We start from the raw sequence: 17,348 nt of genomic DNA, 5'->3' as shown, positions 1-17,348 counted from the left end.
AGATTTAAACTCAAGCAAGCAGTCCTGTTAATGTTTTTCGTTTAAACAGTAATTAGACTAAGCCCGGAACTGTTCTACAGCTTCTGTATAACGAATTGGCAAGACATATTCTAGGTTTTCATGAGGACGAGCAATGATATGGGTAGATACCACTTCACCACCGTTGACTCTTTTAGCTGCTTCAATGCCGGCTGCTACTGAAGCTTGAACTTCAGAAACATCTCCTCTCACAATAACTGTAACGCGAGCGCTACCAATTTTTTCATATCCTACTAAAGTCACACGGGCAGCCTTCACCATTGCGTCAGCAGCTTCTACTACTGCGGGAAAGCCTTTAGTTTCAATCATTCCAACTGCAATTGGCATCGCAGAACTCCTCAAAATTTAATCGAATTAGAACTATGGGTGGAAATTTTGGACGGGGATGCTCATCCTGATCCGAAAATACTGCCACATTTAAGCATAGGAAACCTTGGCATCCCTGGCAACATAAATTACTATAATAGTTTGTAATAAAATATATTAAAAAAAGTTAACAAAAGTTCATACGGTCTTTTATGAGATTAAAATTCACTGATCCCTAGAGTGACAACTTATGCTTTATAATTTCTTTATCACTTTGAGAATTACTATAGTTCATAGCCCAAGCTAATTCTTTGATGAGGAGGATTGGTGAGTGCTATATATGGGACGGACGGGCTACTGGCTATATCTTTCCTGTGATTCGCTATGGCTATAAACAGTGGGTAAAAATCTGCAAATTTTACCAACGTACTTAAAAAACAAATTTAAAAAAAGCAGAAAAATAAAAAATGTTGTTCAAAAATTATTAGAATATCTAAGATGTTAAATTATATTTAATGGCTCAATAATAGGCTAATCTAAAGTAAATGTGCTTAGGCATATTGAGCTAAAAAAAGTTAAGAAAACATAGATTTTCACAAGGATATTGTTTTTTGAGCAAATGATTATTTAAAGGCTGCTTAAGAGAATCGGAACTGAGTTGTTAAGGAAAATATTAGATGAATGAGTTTCTATTTTTAACGAGTTGCTTCGTGCCTCTTTATAGTTTACTAGGGGCAATTTTGACTTTGCCTTGGAGTATAGGAATCATCCAGCGTACGGGACCTAGACCTGCGGCTTACTTGAATTTATTGACTACCATCTTAGGTTTTGTCCATAGTTTCTTAGTATTTAAAGATATCTGGAATCGAGAACAGGAAAATTTAGTAATTACTTGGTTTCAAGCTGCTGATTTTCAATTATCTTTTGCTCTGGAAATTTCCGTAGTCAGTGTTGGGGCAACAGTTTTAATTACTGGATTAAGTCTATTGGCGCAAATTTACGCACTAGGCTACATGGAAAAAGATTGGTCTTTAGCCAGATTTTTTGGTCTAGTCGGATTTTTTGAAGCTGCTCTGAGTGGTCTAGCAATTAGTGATTCTTTGTTTCTCAGCTATGCTTTGCTGGAAGTTCTCACCCTTTCGACTTATTTACTGGTGGGATTTTGGTATGCTCAACCGTTGGTAGTGACGGCGGCGCGAGATGCCTTCTTGACGAAGCGGGTAGGTGATTTGTTGCTGCTAATGGCTGTGGTGACTCTTTCTACTTTAGCGGGTAGCTTAAACTTTTCGGATTTGTATGAGTGGGCGCAAACCGCTGATTTAAACCCTGTGACATCAACCTTGCTCTGTTTGGGTTTAATTGCCGGTCCTGCTGGTAAGTGCGCTCAATTTCCCCTGCATTTGTGGTTAGATGAGGCAATGGAGGGACCCAACCCAGCTTCGGTGATGCGAAATTCGTTGGTGGTAGCTGGAGGTGCTTATTTCCTCTACAAAGTCCAACCATTATTATATTTGTCCCCTATTGCCTTAAATACTTTGGTGGTTGTGGGGGTAATGACAGCGGTGGGGGCGACATTGGTATCTCTAGCCCAAATTGATATTAAGCGATCGCTCTCCCATTCCACCAGTGCTTACATGGGATTAGTATTTTTGGCTGTAGGCTTGGAACAAGGTGGAGTGGCGTTAATGTTACTCCTGAGTCATGCTATTGCCAAAGCCTTATTATTCATGAGTTCTGGTTCAGTTATCTACACTACCCAAACCCAAGATCTAACGGAAATGGGGGGTTTGTGGTCAAAAATGCCAGCTACTACCACAGCTTTTATAGTCGGTTCGGCAGGTATGGTAACACTATTACCCTTGGGCAGTTTTTGGGCAATGTTAGCTTGGGCTGACGGCTTAGTAAAAATTAGCCCTTGGGTAATTGTGGTTTTAATCTTAGTTAACGGCTTAACGGCTTTGAATTTAACTAGGGTATTCCGGTTAGTTTTTTGGGGACAACCCCAACCAAAAACCCGTCGCGCTCCAGAAGTTGCCTGGCCAATGGCATTACCAATGGTGACTTTAACTATCCTGACGCTATTATTACCCCTGATGCTACAGCAATGGTATTTATTACCTAGCTGGGAAAGCCTAGATTGGTATGTAGTCGGATCTTTAGTAGCTTCTACCATTGCTGGGGTGACTATTGGCGCAACAATTTATCTGCACAAGGCTTGGTCAAGATCGAGAATTTTGATTTGGCGACTTATACAAGACTTATTAGGCTATGATTTTTACATAGACCGCATTTATCGCTTAACGATTGTAAGTGCTGTGGCGCTGTTATCGAGGATATCCGCGTGGAGCGATCGCTTTTTGGTAGATGGTCTAGTCAACTTAGTCGGCTTTGCTGCGATTTTTAGCGGACAAAGTTTGAAATACAGCATTTCTGGTCAATCACAAGGCTATATGCTAACAATCCTTGTCTTTATTAGCATTCTTGGTTTCCTAATTAGTCTGTCATTAGGTTTATTCGAGAAATTACCTTTTTAGGTAATGGGTAATGGGTAATTGGTAATGGGTAATGGGTAATTGGTAATTGGTAATGGGTAATTGGTAATTGGTAATGGGTAATTGGTAATGGGTAATGGGTAATTGGTAATATTCTTCCCCTACCTCCCCCACCTCCCCCACCTCCCCCACCTCCCCCACCTCCCCCACCTCCCCCACCTCCCCCACCTCCCCCACCTCCCCCACCTCCCCCACCTCCCCCACCTCCCCCACCTCCCCCACCTCCCCCACCTCCCCCACCTCCCCCACCTCCCCCACCTCCCCCACCTCCCCCACCTCCCCCACCTCCCCCACCTCCCCCACCTCCCCCACCTCCCCCACCTCCCCCACCTCCCCCACCTCCCCCACCTCCCCCACCTCCCCCACCTCCCCCACCTCCCCCACCTCCCCACCCTCTATTCCCTAACTTTCATGCTCAGTACATTGATCTTACTGCCGTTAATTGGTGCGGCTTTTATTGGTTTCTATCCTTTTACCATCTCTGGTAAACTATCCCGAATCATTGCTTTCGTCTTTAGCGTGATTATTTTTTTATGGAGTATTTTCCTGGGAATTCAGTTTAATCCCGGAGAAATTGGTCAACAGTTTGCTGAATCCTTACCTTGGATAGATGCTATTGGCTTAAACTACAATTTGGGTATAGATGGTTTATCTCTCCCGTTGTTAATTCTCAATGGACTATTAACCTGTATTGCTATTTATAGCAGCGATGAATCCCAACAACGTCCGAGATTTTACTACTCTCTAATTCTGCTCTTAAGTGCTGGGGTGATAGGAGCATTTTTAGCACAGGATTTATTATTATTCTTCCTGTTTTATGAATTGGAACTAATACCCCTATATTTGCTAATTGCGATTTGGGGGGGAGAAAAACGGGGTTATGCAGCCACAAAATTTCTGATTTATACAGCTTTTTCAGGAATCGTCATTTTAGCCAGTTTCCTGGGGATGGTTTGGTTAAGTGGTTCTCCCAGTTTTGGACTAGCAACCTTAAATGCCCAATCTCTACCCTTAGCAACCCAAATTTTACTCCTTGCCGGAATTTTGGTAGGATTTGGCATTAAAATTCCCCTCGTTCCCTTCCATACTTGGCTACCAGATGCCCACGTTGAAGCCTCTACACCCATATCTGTGCTATTGGCGGGGATATTATTAAAATTAGGGACTTATGGCTTACTGCGATTTGGGATGAATTTATTGCCAGATGCTTGGGCTTATGCAGCACCTTGGTTAGCTACATGGGCAGTAGTTAGTGTTTTGTTTGGGGCATCTTGTGCGATCGCGCAAACGGACATGAAAAAAATGGTAGCCTATAGTTCTATCGGTCACATGGGCTATGTCTTATTAGCAGCAGCCGCATCCACACCCCTCAGCGTTTTGGGTGCAGTCATGCAAATGATTAGTCACGGGTTAATATCCGCCATGTTATTTCTGTTGGTGGGAGTTGTTTACAAAAAAGCTGGTAGTCGAGATTTAAATGTCATTCGGGGACTATTAAACCCAGAACGAGGTTTACCAGTTATTGGTAGTTTAATGATTTTTGCCGTTATGGCCAGTGCAGGTATACCGGGAATGGTGGGATTTATTTCCGAATTTATTGTTTTTCGGGGCAGTTTTGCCATTTTCCCCGTCCAAACATTATTAGCCATGCTCGGAAATGGTTTAACTGCGGTTTACTTCCTAATTCTCTTAAATCGTGCCTTTTTTGGGCGGTTATCAGCAGCAGTTACTAACTTACCTCGTGTGTATTGGAGCGATCGCATCCCTGCAATCATATTAGCAGTAGCGATCGTTATTTTTGGTATTCAACCCAATTGGTTAGTCTATTATACCCAAGCCACAATTACCACCATGGTAAAAACTAATAATCATCATCTAGTAGCAAATCGGGAACCATTGGATTCTTAACCAAAACAAGCCCATCATAGTCATCAAAAAAACCCCAAAAATCATAGTTTAGACATTTTAATTCCAGGAGAATTGACATGATAACGACTAAAAACAGCCCCACTTACAACCCTCTAGCTGAATATATTCAACGCTTACAAACTGGTCAGGTATTACTTAAAGATAGTCCCGAAAACGTTCTAGAAGTTGTTGGTATTCTCAAAAGTTATGGTGTAGTTTTAGATGCCTATTCTAAAAATCTTATTTACATTGCTGAACATCAATTTTTAGTATTTTTTCCCTTCTTTAAATATTTTGATGGCGATATTTCTGTTGCCAAATTATTCCGCCATTTATGGCATGATCGGATTAATTTTGAATATGCTGAATATTGCATGAAAACCATGATGTGGCATGGTGGCGGCGGTTTAGACGCATACTTAGATACTCAAGAATTTCACGATAGAGCTAAAGCTGTTATTGCTGCTAAATTTAAATATAATCCCCTCATTTGGGGAGTAAATGAACTGTTTCCCGAATTCTTGATAGAACAGTTACGAGTCTCTGCTTATTATACTGGGTTAGGTCAATTTTGGCGAGTCATGGCGGATATGTTTCTGAATTTATCAGATCGCTATGACAACGGCGAAATTAAAACAATTCCCCAAGTTGTAGAACATATTAAATTGGCTTTAGTTGCAGATGCAATGAAACCAATTACATATAGTGTCAAAATTGGCGATAAAGTTTATGATCTTATTCCTCAATCAGTTGGGTTAACCTTCCTTGCAGATACCGCAATTCCCTATGTAGAAGCGGTATTTTTTAGAGGCACACCATTTTTAGGTACAGTTTCTTTAAACGCACAAGCATATCAAGTTCCCCCAGATTTATCTCGATTTCAATATGGTGCATTATACGCAGATCCTTTACCTATTGGTGGTGCAGGTATTCCTCCCACATTGTTAATGCAGGATATGCGCCATTATCTCCCAGAATATTTACATAATATTTATCGTCGCAGTCTTCGGGGTGAAGATGATTTGCGAGTGCAAATTTGTATGAGTTTCCAAAAGTCTATGTTTTGTGTAACTAGTGCCGCAATTTTAGGACTTTTACCTTATCCTCTAGATAGTCAAGATCCATCTGAGCAAAAACATAATCAAGTTTATTTAGAAAAGTGGATGTCAAGATTAGAGAATTCCCGGTTATTGGAAGTGAATAAATAGGTAAAGCTCTTGGAAGATTTTTTGTCAAAATCAGGATGTCCAGGATTTGAGAATTTACAGGATGTTATTTGATGATGGTTGGTTATTCTTGAAGGATTTTTTTGTCTGAATCAGGATGTCCAGGATTTGAGGATTTTCAGGATGTTATTTGATGATAGTTAGTTACGCACAAGTCATGGAAGAATAAACCACGAAGAACGCAAAGGAAACGAAGGTAAGAGGTTTTAGAGAGATTTTCCTATTTCATCCTCTACATCCCTAAATGTTGGTTATCCTAATTCTCACCATCTGCGTCTATCTGCGTTCATCTGCGTTCTTATCCTGTACATCCTTAAATCCTGGTTATCCTGATTCAGACAAAATACAATTTCTGAAAATCCAGATCAATCTTCAAAAACCATCCTGTGCATCCTTTAATCCTGGTTATCCTGACCCAGACTATTCTAGCCGCCAAATTTTGATAGTCCAGTCATCACTTCCACTCACTAAAGTCCTAGCATCGGGGCTGATGGCTAGGGAAGTAACTCCCACTCACCAAAGTTTGACCATCAGGGTTGATGGCTACATCATTTACATCCTGAGAATGTGCAGTTAGGGTATGAATTAAAGTTGCGGTAGTGATATTTTTGGGAGTAACTGCGGGTGTGGTTTGAGTAACTTTAACAGAAGTAGTATTAGTTTTAATAAGGGACTTCCGATATTAGGAGGTTTAATATCTCAACGTTTTAGCGTCACTACCTTAATAATTCTTAACCCCATTTTGCCAAAAAAGTCTAACCTGGCATTTTTACCCAAAATTATTGAGAATACCTGCGAATGACTCAACGTATTTTCAAGGGTCTTGACTTCTGAGAGGGTTATGTTATGATAGTCTTGAGAAAAATCCAAGGGGTTTATCTTATCTAAATTAAAATAACTCCTAATAGAAGTCAAAAACCAAAAGTTTGTAGGTTGAATTGACTCCGAACAAAAACATAATCAAATTTATTTAGAAAAGATCCTAAATTAATATCCCCGACTTCTTTAAGAAGTCGGGGATATTACTCTTGCAAGTCAAAGAAATTTACAGACCAAACCAAGCTAAGAAATTATCCCACCAAGAAGTAGAAATATTTCCCACAGATAATTGCATTTTTTGGCGAATGTTTTGGATATTCCAGTTGGTAAGTCTAGCTAGAGTTTGCGCTTCTTTTTCAAATCGCTGATTTAATGAACTTTTATATTGTCTTCCTGCACTACATTCGAGATTACCTGTAAATGGGTGTTGTAAAATATAACGTCCTTGAAAAGAATCCCGTTGTGAAGTTGCTTGAAACATCAAATCTTCAGGAAATTTATTTCTGGTGTAGCGAACGTGCAAGCGAGTAATGAAAACACTGCTACTGGGAAAACGAGAACGAAAACGGGGAGATACTGGTCTATCACTGCTATTATTATCCAACCAAAACACACCCGCTTGTTTTAATTCTTCATTATTGAGTGGTTCAGCAGAACAAGGATCACAACTACTCATATCCCAAGCATATTCCAAAAAGCCAACTTTTTTATCTTCTTTGGTGTAGGAAGTTTGGAACATGGATTTATAAAAATCACCAAATTCATTTTTCACAAAAATAGGAATATTTACATCGGAAGGAACTTTAACAGTGCGATAATTAGTAATTTCTGCCTGTCCCTGGGGTGAGAGAATATAAACAATTAAATCTTGTTCTTTGGTAGCATTAATCATTCCTAAACGAATCGGTAACATAAACTTTAGTGATTCGTAGGAAATTTGCAAAGGACGCAGTAATTGATAACCTAATTCGGCAAATTTATCTAAGTTGACTTTAGCAACAAAGAATTTCATTGAAGAACGAATATAGGGTTTTAGTAATTCCTTTGCACCTTTAGGAATTTTATAACCATTGCGATTTAGCCAAATTTCTAGTCCACCAGATTCTTTAGCACTCAAGATGACAATATCATATTCACCAACATTAAATTTGGCTTCAACAGTCACACCTAAACTGCTATCTTTCTTCATGCTATTTTCTGCACCTCTCATTCTTGCTGCTGCTTGTGGTGCTGGCATATCCGTCATTATATTATCTTGAGCGCAGGGGTCAGAATCGAAATATTCAACTAATCTGGGGGCGCTAAAAGCATCTAATCGTTCAATAATTTTCGCTTGGGCTACATGAACTTGTTCTTTTTTTAAAACAGTGGGAACGGGAATAACAACGGCAAAATCTTTAACATCACCTTGAAAATCATTAGCCATTGTTAAGACGGTACGATTTCCATCTCTTGCTAGTATGACTTGTGAAGCTTGATTATAGAGTTTTGTATCAGCTTTAGCCACATAAAAACCACAAAAAGCCCAAGCTGTAGGCACAAAACACAGCACTGCTAAAAGTGCAGAAATTAAGGGCATGAATAGGCGTAAAAGTTGCATTTTGATCCTTAATTAATGATAGTTGATTGGTTATTTTTCTGCTGATAATTCTGGTTGCTGCCACCAAGAAAATCTCGGTGTAACCCAGAATCTATCTAGGAAAATAGTTAAGGGTGCGAGGGCAAATAAAGCCCAAAAAACAGCGGTGGGAATAAAGAAGAAATTTCGCAAAATAAATGTTAATAAAGCAATAGATATTGCCCATAAAATTCTACTCATGGGGGCGTTGGGAATTGAACGCGGATCTGTCACCATAAATAAAGAAAATAACAGTAAAGATCCACTCATTAAATGATGAAAATAAACGTCCCAAGTCCAACCTAACCACATATTTCTGATGGCTGCTAGGAGGGAATAAGCACCTAGAAAAGCGGCGGTAGTATCCCAACGACCAATACGCTGTAAAATCATGCCTCCAGTCCCCACAAATAACAACGCATACCACCATTCTTCTCCCCATTGTCCTGGGGATACCCAAGCATCATTAGTGAGGGTAAGAACGGCAATAATGCCAAAATTAGCAGGGTTGAAAAAATGCTTTTCCCCAAATTGGAAAATAAATTTACTAGCTATGGCTGCAAATCCAGCTAAAGCCATTGTTGACCAATGATCAGCGCGTAGTAATAAACTCAGTCCCAAAGAGGTAATTAGGGGACTACGGATATTAATTACTGGGATTGTCTTTTCAGATTTAGTGAGCAATGAGCAGATAATTTGAGTTATAATGCAAGAGGCGATCGCCACACCAATAAATTCTGGATGTAATGTCCAGTCTCGCGTCGCAATTCCCAAAATCAGAAATAAACTCAAAAAAAGAATTTGATAATCTCGAATATCTTTGCACAACGTCATTTTCCGTTCAGGGATGACCCGCAGATTTTTTACCAATTTAAACCAGTGTGATCATAAATTAGGTTGTTGTTACAGTTTTTGTTACAAAGATATTTTTAACAATGGAATTTGCACCTCTATTTCCCCTTGTTTATCGGCTTCTCCAACCCACCTTTCCCCATTGTCTATGGTGTGGAAACTCGAACAGTAAAACTATCGCCCTTACCTTTGATGATGGACCTCATCCCCAATACACACCCGAAGTATTATCGGTTTTAAAGCGTTATAACATTACCGCTAGTTTTTTCTGGTTAGGAAATTGTGTGAATCGGTTTCCAGAAACTGCGAAAACAGTTAGCACACAAGGACACTGGATCGGACTACATGGATATGAACATGATTCTTTTCCCCTACTTTCGTCAACCCAACTCAAACAAAGTTTAGAAAAAACCCAAGTTGCTATTTATAATGCTTGTAATTTAACCCCCGAACAAGTACGAGATGTGCGTCCTCCCAACGGTTTTTTCACACCTCAAACATTACAATATGAAATAATTGTCAGATAATCATCATCGATAGCATAAATAAGACGATTTGTTTCATCAATACGGCGAGACCAAAAACCTGACAAATTCTCTTTCAAAGGTTCGGGTTTACCGATTCCTTCAAAGGGATCTGATAAAGTATCTTGGATAAGTTGATTGATTCTTTTTAAAGTTTTCTTGTCTTGAGATTGCCAATAAAGATAATCTTTCCACGCTTTACTACCCCAAGCTAATTTACGCATCGATTAAATCGTGTTCTTGTGTTTTCCCTGCTTTGTATTCGGCGATCGCTTCTTCTAAATGTTGAGCATTAGCAGGGGATTTTAACAGATAAACTGTTTCCATCAGACTGTCATAATAACTTTTAGACATGACTACAGCATCTTCCGCATCTCTTCTAACAATGACGGTACAGTTTTTATCATTGGCCACTGTATCTAGTACGGATTTAAAATTGTTTCTTGCTTCGCTAAAGTTGACGATGTTCATGGCTAGAGTTGTACATAGTTAGGTACAACTATGATTATAGCCTTTTTTGACTCTTATCCCCAAAAAGCGAACTGCTTGCAGCAGCGCTAGTTCCCTCCGGGACGCACTCGCGTTCGCTATCGCTCTACCACACCCCAAACAGCGAACTGACAAAAGCCGCATCCAAGAAACAGCGCTTGCGCTATTGCCCCCCACATCCTCCCAAACAGCGATCCTCTCAAAAAATTAACCAGCTAAAAACTTCTTGAACGGTTATATCTAATTCAACCCCTGTAATAACTGGTAAGTGATCGCTATTTTTAAGTTCCCTAACTCGGCGATCGCTATCTACTACTAAAATACTCTCATCTTCAGGATCAAGCAACCAACCCAACTCAGTACCATACTCAGCACAGTGTAGTAATTTGGCTAGGACTTGTTTATATCTCTGATCGGGAGAGAGAATTTCAATAGCCCAATCTGGATGGATTTCAAAACGATTGGCAATCCGTCCTGATGGCAACCGAGGGATTCGCTCCCAACGAAATACAGCTATATCTGGAACGATTGCTAATCCACCAAAAACACAGCGTAGTTCTGGAAAAGCTTTGGCAATTTTTTGAGGTTTAGTAATTTGATTAATAGTTTCGCATAGATTGATCTGAAGTTGGCTATGTTCCCCTTGAGGCATAGGTTTCTGTTTGATTTGTCCATGAATAAATTCAGAAGCAGGTTCTGTTTCTGGCAATTGCAAAAATTCTTCGATGGTTGTGGGTTTAATTGCTGCAATAGTCATAGCTTTATGCCTTCTCAAACCTCTTTAATTTTAACAGCGATCGCTTTCCTAAATTCCTGCATCCCCAAAACAGCGAACTGCTTGCAGCAGCGCTAAGTAGGTTGGCGTTGAAAATTGTCGTTATGGCAAGGCAAAAGGCAAGAGGCAAGAGTGAAGACTTTTTGTGTATCCCATTCAAATTCCATACATATAATTAAATTTTAGACTCAGTAATTATAACATTATTACAAGCGATCGCATATCCCCAAACAGCGATCGCCTTCGGTAAAGTTTTCAAACGCCCTCTAAGACTAACGTATGTTATAGCCTACACAACAAACATTAATTACAAATCATCTTCTACATCTTCTACCAATTCAGCTATCTTCATGATTGATTTTAAAGTCCCAAGTTTTAAATCTTGATTTCTATGTACAGGAATAGAAATAATTTGGCTCTTGCGTCTCTTTTATGGTGATTGAGGATTGATGATAACAAAACCCTTACGGGACAAGGGTTATAAACAATTATTTCCATATTTTCAATGAAATGCCTACAGAATAAGGCTTTCAATGATTTTGAACCAGGTTTTCCATAAAAATAACCGAAGAACCAATAATTTTACTTTCATCAGGTTTTTCATAAATATGGTGACTGCCTGTAATTTTTTTGAGAATCCAACCTTTGTTCTCAACAATTTTACATAATTTTTTCCCAGAAATTGATTTCATACTGCAATTTCAATCACTTGTGAGATTGGATCTGGTTTTTGAATTTCATTTGCTACTTCTAGCCAACCTTGTATAGCATCTTGAAGATTATTAATTAATTCTTCCATTGTATCCCCTTCTGTTATACAACCAGGAAGTGCAGGTACTTCAGCCCAGTAACCCCCTTCTTGGGCAGGATAAATAATAGCTTTAATTTTCATTGATTTTACATTTGGAGTTGTTTACCTGAACAAATTTTAACAGATTAATTTAATTCCAAAAATTTCTCCATTGAGAGCGAACTGACAAGTCAGCACTGGGACGATCGCCCTCCCACACCCCAAAAAGCGAACTGCTTGCAGCAGCGCTTCGCTATCGCCCTCCCATATCCCAAAAAACGAACTGCTTGCAGCAGCGCTTCGCTATCGCCTCCCACACCCCAAAAAGCGAACTGCTTGCAGCAGCGCTTCGCTATCGCCCTCCCATATCCCAAAAAACGAACTGCTTGCAGCAGCGCTTCGCTATCGCCCTCCATACCCCAAAAAGCGAACTGCTTGCAGCAGCGCTTCGCTATCGCCCTCCATACCCCAAAAAGCGATCGCTCTAATCCAATTATCACAGTTAGTAAACTTCATCATGAGTACCGACTGACTCTAACAGGATTGCTTGTGATTCTTCATGTTCAACAAATGTAAAAATAATTCTCAAATCATATCCTGCGCTACAAGCCCAAGAATCTTGTAAATCTCCTTTTAATTTATGAGTTTTTAGGCGTGGATGAAATGGATCTGTAGATAATAACTCCAGAATACTTTGAAAATTTTCAGTGATTTCTGGTTGTTTTTTTAAAATTTTTCGGGCTGAACGAATAAATGCACTGGAACGTAATAAAACAAAACTCACGAAAGAAGTTCCTCCATCAGTTGTGCAGGAGTAACAGTCCGACATTTACCTTCTGCAAACTCTTTTTGTGCTTCCTGAACATCTTTCACTAGACTATTTCTTCGGCGATCTCGTAGTCGTTTCTGTAAAATCTGAATTAAATTTTCCTGATCTTCGGGTACTAATTTATCCGCAGCTTCTAGGATTTCTGCAAAAGTTGTTCCTGTCATCATGTTTTTACTTTTGTCTTTACTTGGTCATCTTAAATTATATTTTATCTAAAACAGTGACAAATAGTGATTGCCCCCACATCCCCAACAGCGAACTGCTTGCAGCAGCGCTAGTTCCCTCCGGGACGCTCCGCGAACGCTATCGCCTCCCACACCCCCAAAAAGCGAACTGCTTGCAGCAGCGCTTCGCTATCGCACCTCCACATCCCAAAAAGCGAGCTGCTTGCAGCAGCGCTTCGCTATCGCACTCCACACCAAAAAGCGAACTGCTTGCAGCAGCGCTTCGCTATCGCCCTCCCATATCCCTAAAAAGCGAACTGCTTGCAGCAGCGCTTCGCTATCGCCCCTCCACATCCCCCAAAAAGCGAACTGCTTGCAGCAGCGCTTCGCTATCGCACCCACATCCCAAAAAGCGATTCCTACGGAGCGCTTCGCTATCGCACTCCCACATCACCAAAAAGCGATTCCTACGGAGCGCTTCGCTATCGCCCCTCACATCTCCTAAAAGTAATTTGACAAGTCGGAATTTGCGCGATCGCAATATGAGTTTAAAATATCAAATAACATTAGAGTAAAATAGCAGTCAAAAAGCCCCCCTTTGTAAGGGGGGTTGGGGGGATCAAAATGAATTATCTACCATACAATAAAAATTTGGTATCGAGAGCTAAAGAGTTAAGACAAAATATGACTTTAGCAGAGAAAAAAATCTGGTATGATTATCTAAGGGACTTCAAATATAGAGTTCATAGACAACGCCCTATAGATAACTTTATTGTTGATTTTTATTGCCCAAAATTGAAGTTAGTTATTGAAATTGACGGCGATAGTCATTACGCCGAAAATGCTCAAAAATACGACCAAGAAAGAACGGAAATCTTACAAGGTTATGGTTTAAAAGTCATAAGATTTAATAATGAGGATGTCTTACATAATTTCACGGGTATTGTCGCATTAATTGAGGAGTTGATCCCCCCTAACCCCCCTTACTAAGGGGGGAACAAGAGCGCGATCGCCCCTCCAAAATCCTAATTATCAAAATGATCGCCCTCTCACATCCCCAAACAGCGAACTGCTTGCAGCAGCGCTTCGCTATCGCCCCTCCACATCCCAAACAGCGAACTGCTTGCAGCAGCGCTTCGCTATCGCCCTCACACACCCCAAACAGCGAACTGCTTGCAGCAGCGCTTCGCTATCGCCCTCCCACATCCCAAAAAGCGATTCCTGCGGAGCGCAACGCTTACGCACTAAACAAGCATAAAATTATTGAGTGCTTAATTTAGATTTTTTTGTTTTGTATTGTTGCTGTAATTCTAGATAATACTTAATTAAGTTATGCGGATTATGCTGATTATTTTCAGAAATTTGATGACGAATTTCTCGAATTTTTTGCAGTACGGAATCATCAATAGTAATCATTAGTTATCTTCCATTAATTTTAAAGGTGTCACGAATGCAGGGACATATAAGCATAGCATAACATTCACTCGTCTAATATGTCCAAACTTGTTAGCGTTAGCTAAGTGACGACAATTCCATGTTAACAAGAAATCACATTTATGATAGGATGCTATGGCAAGATGGAGAGCATCGCCTAAAGGATCATTAGGCATAACCTGATTTTGAATATAGGTTTGCACAATTTCAGCAATTTCCGGCTCGATATCTATCAACTGGATATCATTTATAAGTTGAATTACTTCTTCTTTATTAGGAAAATTTCCTTTGTTAAGTTCATCTAAAACTGCAATACTTGTAACCAGTTCATATTTTTGTTTGACGTTATTTCACCAAAAACGAGTCCATTCTTTACGCGCTATCATATCCGGTTCAGTCCGAATTTCATGGTAAAAACTGGGAACACTTGTTTCAATGTAAATTTTTGATTTCATTATTATGTTGAGTTGACGTTAGAAAATCCTGAGTTTAACACAGAAATAGCTGTAGGGATGCTATCGTGATCGCACCCTCACATCCCAAAAAAGCTATTCCTACGGAGCGCTTCGCTATCGTACTAGTTAATTGATTATTGTTACAGGGTACTGCGAAAAAATAGAATCAACGGAGATGAGAGGAATATTTTCGGCTATGGATTGAGCAATAATGAGCCGATCAAAGGGGTCTTTATGATGCAATGGCAAATGGGAATGAACATAAAGGTGGTTTACTTTGATGTCAAGTAAATTGATACAACTTTGGATAATTTCTAACTCAACAAACTCTTGATATGACCTCTCAAATTTTAGTTTTCCTAAATTATATTTAATAGACATTTCCCAAAGACTAGCAATACTTAAATAAATGGTATTGTTTTTGTCTTCGATTAAATCTTTTAGATGATCATTTAGTTGCGGATCATCGTTAACGAACCAAATAATTATTTGGGTATCCAATAATAATTTCATTCCATATAATCCTTAAAGTCTTCGAGAGGTTCGTTAAAATCTGATGATATCCACACTTTTCCTTTAGCACTACCTCGTTTCAATGGGCGTTGAATTGGGGAAATTTCTGCCACTGGTTTATTATCTTGTGTAATAATGATTTTCTCTCCTTTGATTACCAAGTCAAGATATTTAGTCAGATTAGACTGGAATTGATTTATTTCTAGTTGAGTCATGATTAGTAATTCTCTTACAAGAAGTGTTGAATACTGAATCTGAATATTATCTTCATTCTAATCTGAATCGAAGAAAATGGGAAAAGCCCACACCAACATGGACGAAAAAGCGATTCCAAAAAACGATTCCTACGGAGCGCTTCGCTATCGCACTTCCACATCCCCAACAAGCGATCGCCCCTCACAACCCCAAACAGCGATTCCTGCGGAGCGCTTCGCTATCGCACCTCCACACCCCAAAACAGCGAACTGCTTGCAGCAGCGCTTCGCTATCGCCCTCCCACATCCCAAAAAGCGATTCCTGCGGAGCGCTTCGCTATCGCACTCCCACACCCCAAAAAGCGATCGCACCCCTCCACATTCCCAAAAAGCGATACGCTGCGCGAACGGTAAGCTTGGCTAACACACTTTACATATCATTCAAGTTATAATCAAGTTATAATAAGGAAGATTAGGTTATATATTCAAGAAAACATGACACTAAACAACTTATTAGAAACTCAGGGAATTATTCACTGCGATCCTGAAATTATGAGTGGAGTTCCAGTGTTTACGGGAACTCGTGTTCCTTTACAAACATTTTTTGATTATCTTGAAAGTGAGGGTGGATTAGCTGAGTTTATTAATGATTTTCCTTATCTGGAGACTCAAACTATGAAAGTTTTAGAAAATGCAGCTAAATTAATAATTGCTCAGGAACGTTGCGCTTAATGATTATATTGCTAGATGAAAATCTTTTAAGTAAAAAACTCAAACAACCTTTTTTACATAAAGGTTATATTGTTTACAATGTTAATGATATGGGGTGGCGTGGTTTTAAGGATCACCAAATTCTTGATTTGGCTGAAAAACATCCTTTTGATGTGTTTATTACGGCCGATAAAAATCTTCCTTATCAGCAAAATTTAACTGATAAGACTTTGAAAATTATTATTTTAAACTCTCGTAGCACTCGTCCTGATCATTTAGTGCCTCTAATGAAAAAAATTAGTGAAATGATCTCATCTTTATCAATAGGTTCATCTGTATTTATCAATGATGCGGGTGAGATTGAATCGATTGGTTAATTATTTAGTTACTAGCAGATAATTATTTCTAACAATTTTCACAACCTCAAGCGATCGCACCTCCCACACCCCCAAAAAGCGATCGCCCCCCACAAGCCAAAAAGCGATCGCCCTCATCACATTCCTAAAAGCGATTGCCCCTTACACCCCAAAAAGCGATCGCCCTCCCTCATCCAAAAAGCGATCGCACCTCCCACATCCCCAAAAGCGATCGCACTCTCACATCCCAAAAGCGATCGCCATCTCACATCCCCAAAAAGCGATCGCCCTCCCACACCCCAAAAGCGATCGCGCCCTCACATCCCAAAACAGCGATCGCACTAAAACCACTAAGATTTATGTGGTGAGCAATGCCACCTTATGGGAAAATCCATCAGTTTAATAAGTCCCGTGATACATCACCTACTTCAAAAAATTCCTGAAATATTTTTATTACAACATCAAATTCTGTACAGACTAATTTTGAATCCCACAAATTTCCTAATATGATCACTTGCTGCAAATCACTAGAAAGGTTTGTGTAGGTTCTTACTATATAGTCTTCTTCATCATTCTCTCCTAATGATAAAACAAAGTAACCTTTTTCCGTTTGAACCTGCAAGCTTTGAGGTCCAAGTTCAGATCCATTGATGAGATAAAGCGTTACAGTACCAGATTTTTCAGTTATTTCCGTCAGGATCTCTAGAATGTCATCTAAAATCACATTCTGCCTGTTACCACCACGACAACTTTTGCCAAATCCAATAGTCCATGATAAAGAAATCGAAGACATT

26 protein-coding genes and 1 pseudogene are annotated in these 17,348 nt (G+C 39.6%); 9 read left to right on the top strand and 18 right to left on the bottom strand.

The window, feature by feature from the left end:
• Positions 1-57: 57 nt before the first annotated feature.
• Positions 58-366, bottom strand: a complete 309-nt coding sequence (locus AA650_RS14545; RefSeq protein ID WP_027401081.1) for a carbon dioxide-concentrating mechanism protein CcmK — start codon at positions 364-366, stop codon at positions 58-60.
• Between the two features lie 656 nt (positions 367-1,022).
• Here AA650_RS14545 and AA650_RS14540 point away from each other — a divergent pair.
• Positions 1,023-2,879 carry an NAD(P)H-quinone oxidoreductase subunit F gene (locus AA650_RS14540; protein ID WP_053539558.1) on the top strand — a complete coding sequence of 619 codons (1,857 nt, stop codon included), beginning with the start codon at positions 1,023-1,025 and terminating at the stop codon, positions 2,877-2,879.
• Here AA650_RS14540 and AA650_RS14535 read toward each other — a convergent pair.
• Positions 2,868-3,272 carry a hypothetical protein gene (locus AA650_RS14535; RefSeq protein ID WP_234413187.1) on the bottom strand — a complete coding sequence of 135 codons (405 nt, stop codon included), beginning with the start codon at positions 3,270-3,272 and terminating at the stop codon, positions 2,868-2,870. The genes AA650_RS14540 and AA650_RS14535 overlap by 12 nt on opposite strands.
• Before the next feature lie 36 nt (positions 3,273-3,308).
• Here AA650_RS14535 and AA650_RS14530 point away from each other — a divergent pair, with 36 nt between their 5' ends.
• Positions 3,309-4,805, top strand: coding sequence for an NADH-quinone oxidoreductase subunit M (locus tag AA650_RS14530; protein WP_053539556.1), 1,497 nt, complete (start codon positions 3,309-3,311; stop codon positions 4,803-4,805).
• Positions 4,806-4,882: 77 nt separating this feature from the next.
• Entirely contained in the window at positions 4,883-6,013 is a 1,131-nt protein-coding gene (locus AA650_RS14525; protein ID WP_053539555.1) for a CO2 hydration protein, read from the top strand.
• A gap of 493 nt (positions 6,014-6,506) precedes the next feature.
• Here the strand turns inward: AA650_RS14525 and AA650_RS26645 are convergent, their stop codons facing one another.
• The 3 genes from AA650_RS26645 to AA650_RS14515 form a co-directional block, all read right to left on the bottom strand.
• On the bottom strand, positions 6,507-6,617 hold the full coding sequence (locus tag AA650_RS26645; protein WP_335337450.1) for a WD40 repeat domain-containing protein: 111 nt from the start codon (positions 6,615-6,617) through the stop codon (positions 6,507-6,509).
• Positions 6,618-7,076: 459 nt separating this feature from the next.
• Positions 7,077-8,450 (bottom strand): DUF2330 domain-containing protein, encoded by a 1,374-nt coding sequence (locus AA650_RS14520; protein WP_053539554.1) that lies wholly within the window; start codon positions 8,448-8,450, stop codon positions 7,077-7,079.
• A gap of 30 nt (positions 8,451-8,480) precedes the next feature.
• Complete coding sequence (locus AA650_RS14515) at positions 8,481-9,302, bottom strand: RnfABCDGE type electron transport complex subunit D (protein WP_053539553.1); 822 nt, start codon at positions 9,300-9,302, stop codon at positions 8,481-8,483.
• A 101-nt stretch (positions 9,303-9,403) separates the two neighbouring features.
• On the opposite strand from AA650_RS14515, the pseudogene AA650_RS14510 reads away from it, so the two are divergent.
• Positions 9,404-9,826, top strand: a pseudogene (locus AA650_RS14510) (polysaccharide deacetylase family protein); the annotation flags it as partial.
• Here the strand turns inward: AA650_RS14510 and AA650_RS14505 are convergent.
• From AA650_RS14505 to AA650_RS14475, 8 genes are all read right to left on the bottom strand, one after another.
• Positions 9,814-10,068, bottom strand: a complete 255-nt coding sequence (locus AA650_RS14505) for a Txe/YoeB family addiction module toxin (RefSeq protein WP_053539552.1) — start codon at positions 10,066-10,068, stop codon at positions 9,814-9,816. The pseudogene AA650_RS14510 and the gene AA650_RS14505 overlap by 13 nt on opposite strands.
• Positions 10,061-10,315 carry a type II toxin-antitoxin system Phd/YefM family antitoxin gene (locus tag AA650_RS14500; protein WP_039201895.1) on the bottom strand — a complete coding sequence of 85 codons (255 nt, stop codon included), beginning with the start codon at positions 10,313-10,315 and terminating at the stop codon, positions 10,061-10,063. Before AA650_RS14500 ends, AA650_RS14505 begins: the two co-directional genes overlap by 8 nt.
• A gap of 217 nt (positions 10,316-10,532) precedes the next feature.
• Positions 10,533-11,090, bottom strand: a complete 558-nt coding sequence (locus tag AA650_RS14495; protein ID WP_053539551.1) for a Uma2 family endonuclease — start codon at positions 11,088-11,090, stop codon at positions 10,533-10,535.
• Between the two features lie 325 nt (positions 11,091-11,415).
• Positions 11,416-11,517: a type II toxin-antitoxin system HicA family toxin gene (locus tag AA650_RS29310; RefSeq protein WP_290708595.1), complete on the bottom strand. Its 102-nt coding sequence runs from the start codon at positions 11,515-11,517 to the stop codon at positions 11,416-11,418.
• A 121-nt stretch (positions 11,518-11,638) separates the two neighbouring features.
• Positions 11,639-11,800 carry a type II toxin-antitoxin system HicA family toxin gene (locus AA650_RS26640; protein WP_081424229.1) on the bottom strand — a complete coding sequence of 54 codons (162 nt, stop codon included), beginning with the start codon at positions 11,798-11,800 and terminating at the stop codon, positions 11,639-11,641.
• On the bottom strand, positions 11,797-12,000 hold the full coding sequence (locus AA650_RS14490) for a type II toxin-antitoxin system HicB family antitoxin (protein ID WP_028091145.1): 204 nt from the start codon (positions 11,998-12,000) through the stop codon (positions 11,797-11,799). The genes AA650_RS26640 and AA650_RS14490 overlap by 4 nt, the downstream gene beginning before the upstream one ends.
• A 400-nt stretch (positions 12,001-12,400) precedes the next feature.
• Positions 12,401-12,682: a type II toxin-antitoxin system RelE/ParE family toxin gene (locus tag AA650_RS14480; RefSeq protein WP_027400629.1), complete on the bottom strand. Its 282-nt coding sequence runs from the start codon at positions 12,680-12,682 to the stop codon at positions 12,401-12,403.
• The gene (locus AA650_RS14475; protein WP_053539548.1) at positions 12,679-12,894 is read right to left on the bottom strand and encodes a hypothetical protein; all 216 of its coding nucleotides are present in this window, start codon (positions 12,892-12,894) and stop codon (positions 12,679-12,681) included. Before AA650_RS14475 ends, AA650_RS14480 begins: the two co-directional genes overlap by 4 nt.
• 621 nt (positions 12,895-13,515) lie before the next feature.
• Here AA650_RS14475 and AA650_RS14465 point away from each other — a divergent pair.
• Positions 13,516-13,881: an endonuclease domain-containing protein gene (locus AA650_RS14465; RefSeq protein WP_199924258.1), complete on the top strand. Its 366-nt coding sequence runs from the start codon at positions 13,516-13,518 to the stop codon at positions 13,879-13,881.
• Positions 13,882-14,151: 270 nt separating this feature from the next.
• On the opposite strand, the gene AA650_RS27990 is transcribed toward AA650_RS14465, so the two are convergent.
• From AA650_RS27990 to AA650_RS14450, 4 genes are all read right to left on the bottom strand, one after another.
• Entirely contained in the window at positions 14,152-14,307 is a 156-nt protein-coding gene (locus AA650_RS27990; RefSeq protein WP_168636757.1) for a hypothetical protein, read from the bottom strand.
• Positions 14,307-14,561 carry a type II toxin-antitoxin system VapC family toxin gene (locus AA650_RS14460; RefSeq protein WP_168636756.1) on the bottom strand — a complete coding sequence of 85 codons (255 nt, stop codon included), beginning with the start codon at positions 14,559-14,561 and terminating at the stop codon, positions 14,307-14,309. The genes AA650_RS27990 and AA650_RS14460 overlap by 1 nt, the downstream gene beginning before the upstream one ends.
• Before the next feature lie 345 nt (positions 14,562-14,906).
• Positions 14,907-15,293, bottom strand: coding sequence for a type II toxin-antitoxin system VapC family toxin (locus AA650_RS14455; protein WP_053539544.1), 387 nt, complete (start codon positions 15,291-15,293; stop codon positions 14,907-14,909).
• Positions 15,290-15,508, bottom strand: a complete 219-nt coding sequence (locus tag AA650_RS14450; protein ID WP_053539543.1) for a type II toxin-antitoxin system Phd/YefM family antitoxin — start codon at positions 15,506-15,508, stop codon at positions 15,290-15,292. Before AA650_RS14450 ends, AA650_RS14455 begins: the two co-directional genes overlap by 4 nt.
• Positions 15,509-15,531: 23 nt before the next feature.
• Between AA650_RS14450 and AA650_RS27985 the strand changes: the two genes are divergently transcribed.
• The 4 genes from AA650_RS27985 (at position 15,532) to AA650_RS27980 (ending at position 16,922) form a co-directional block, all read left to right on the top strand.
• Positions 15,532-15,939 (top strand): hypothetical protein, encoded by a 408-nt coding sequence (locus tag AA650_RS27985; protein ID WP_199924257.1) that lies wholly within the window; start codon positions 15,532-15,534, stop codon positions 15,937-15,939.
• Between the two features lie 43 nt (positions 15,940-15,982).
• Positions 15,983-16,219 (top strand): DUF433 domain-containing protein, encoded by a 237-nt coding sequence (locus AA650_RS14445; protein ID WP_053539542.1) that lies wholly within the window; start codon positions 15,983-15,985, stop codon positions 16,217-16,219.
• Positions 16,219-16,575, top strand: coding sequence for a DUF5615 family PIN-like protein (locus AA650_RS14440; protein ID WP_053539541.1), 357 nt, complete (start codon positions 16,219-16,221; stop codon positions 16,573-16,575). The genes AA650_RS14445 and AA650_RS14440 overlap by 1 nt, the downstream gene beginning before the upstream one ends.
• A 134-nt stretch (positions 16,576-16,709) precedes the next feature.
• Positions 16,710-16,922: a hypothetical protein gene (locus AA650_RS27980; RefSeq protein WP_199924256.1), complete on the top strand. Its 213-nt coding sequence runs from the start codon at positions 16,710-16,712 to the stop codon at positions 16,920-16,922.
• 26 nt (positions 16,923-16,948) lie between these two features.
• Here the strand turns inward: AA650_RS27980 and AA650_RS14435 are convergent, their stop codons facing one another.
• On the bottom strand, positions 16,949-17,347 hold the full coding sequence (locus AA650_RS14435) for a DUF6911 family protein (RefSeq protein WP_053539540.1): 399 nt from the start codon (positions 17,345-17,347) through the stop codon (positions 16,949-16,951).
• Position 17,348: the final 1 nt, after the last annotated feature.

The sequence above is a fragment of the Anabaena sp. WA102 genome (assembly GCF_001277295.1).
GTDB lineage: Bacteria > Cyanobacteriota > Cyanobacteriia > Cyanobacteriales > Nostocaceae > Dolichospermum > Dolichospermum heterosporum.
The sequence above is the reverse complement of the archived record's forward strand: the minus strand, read 5'-3'. Positions and strand labels throughout refer to the sequence as shown.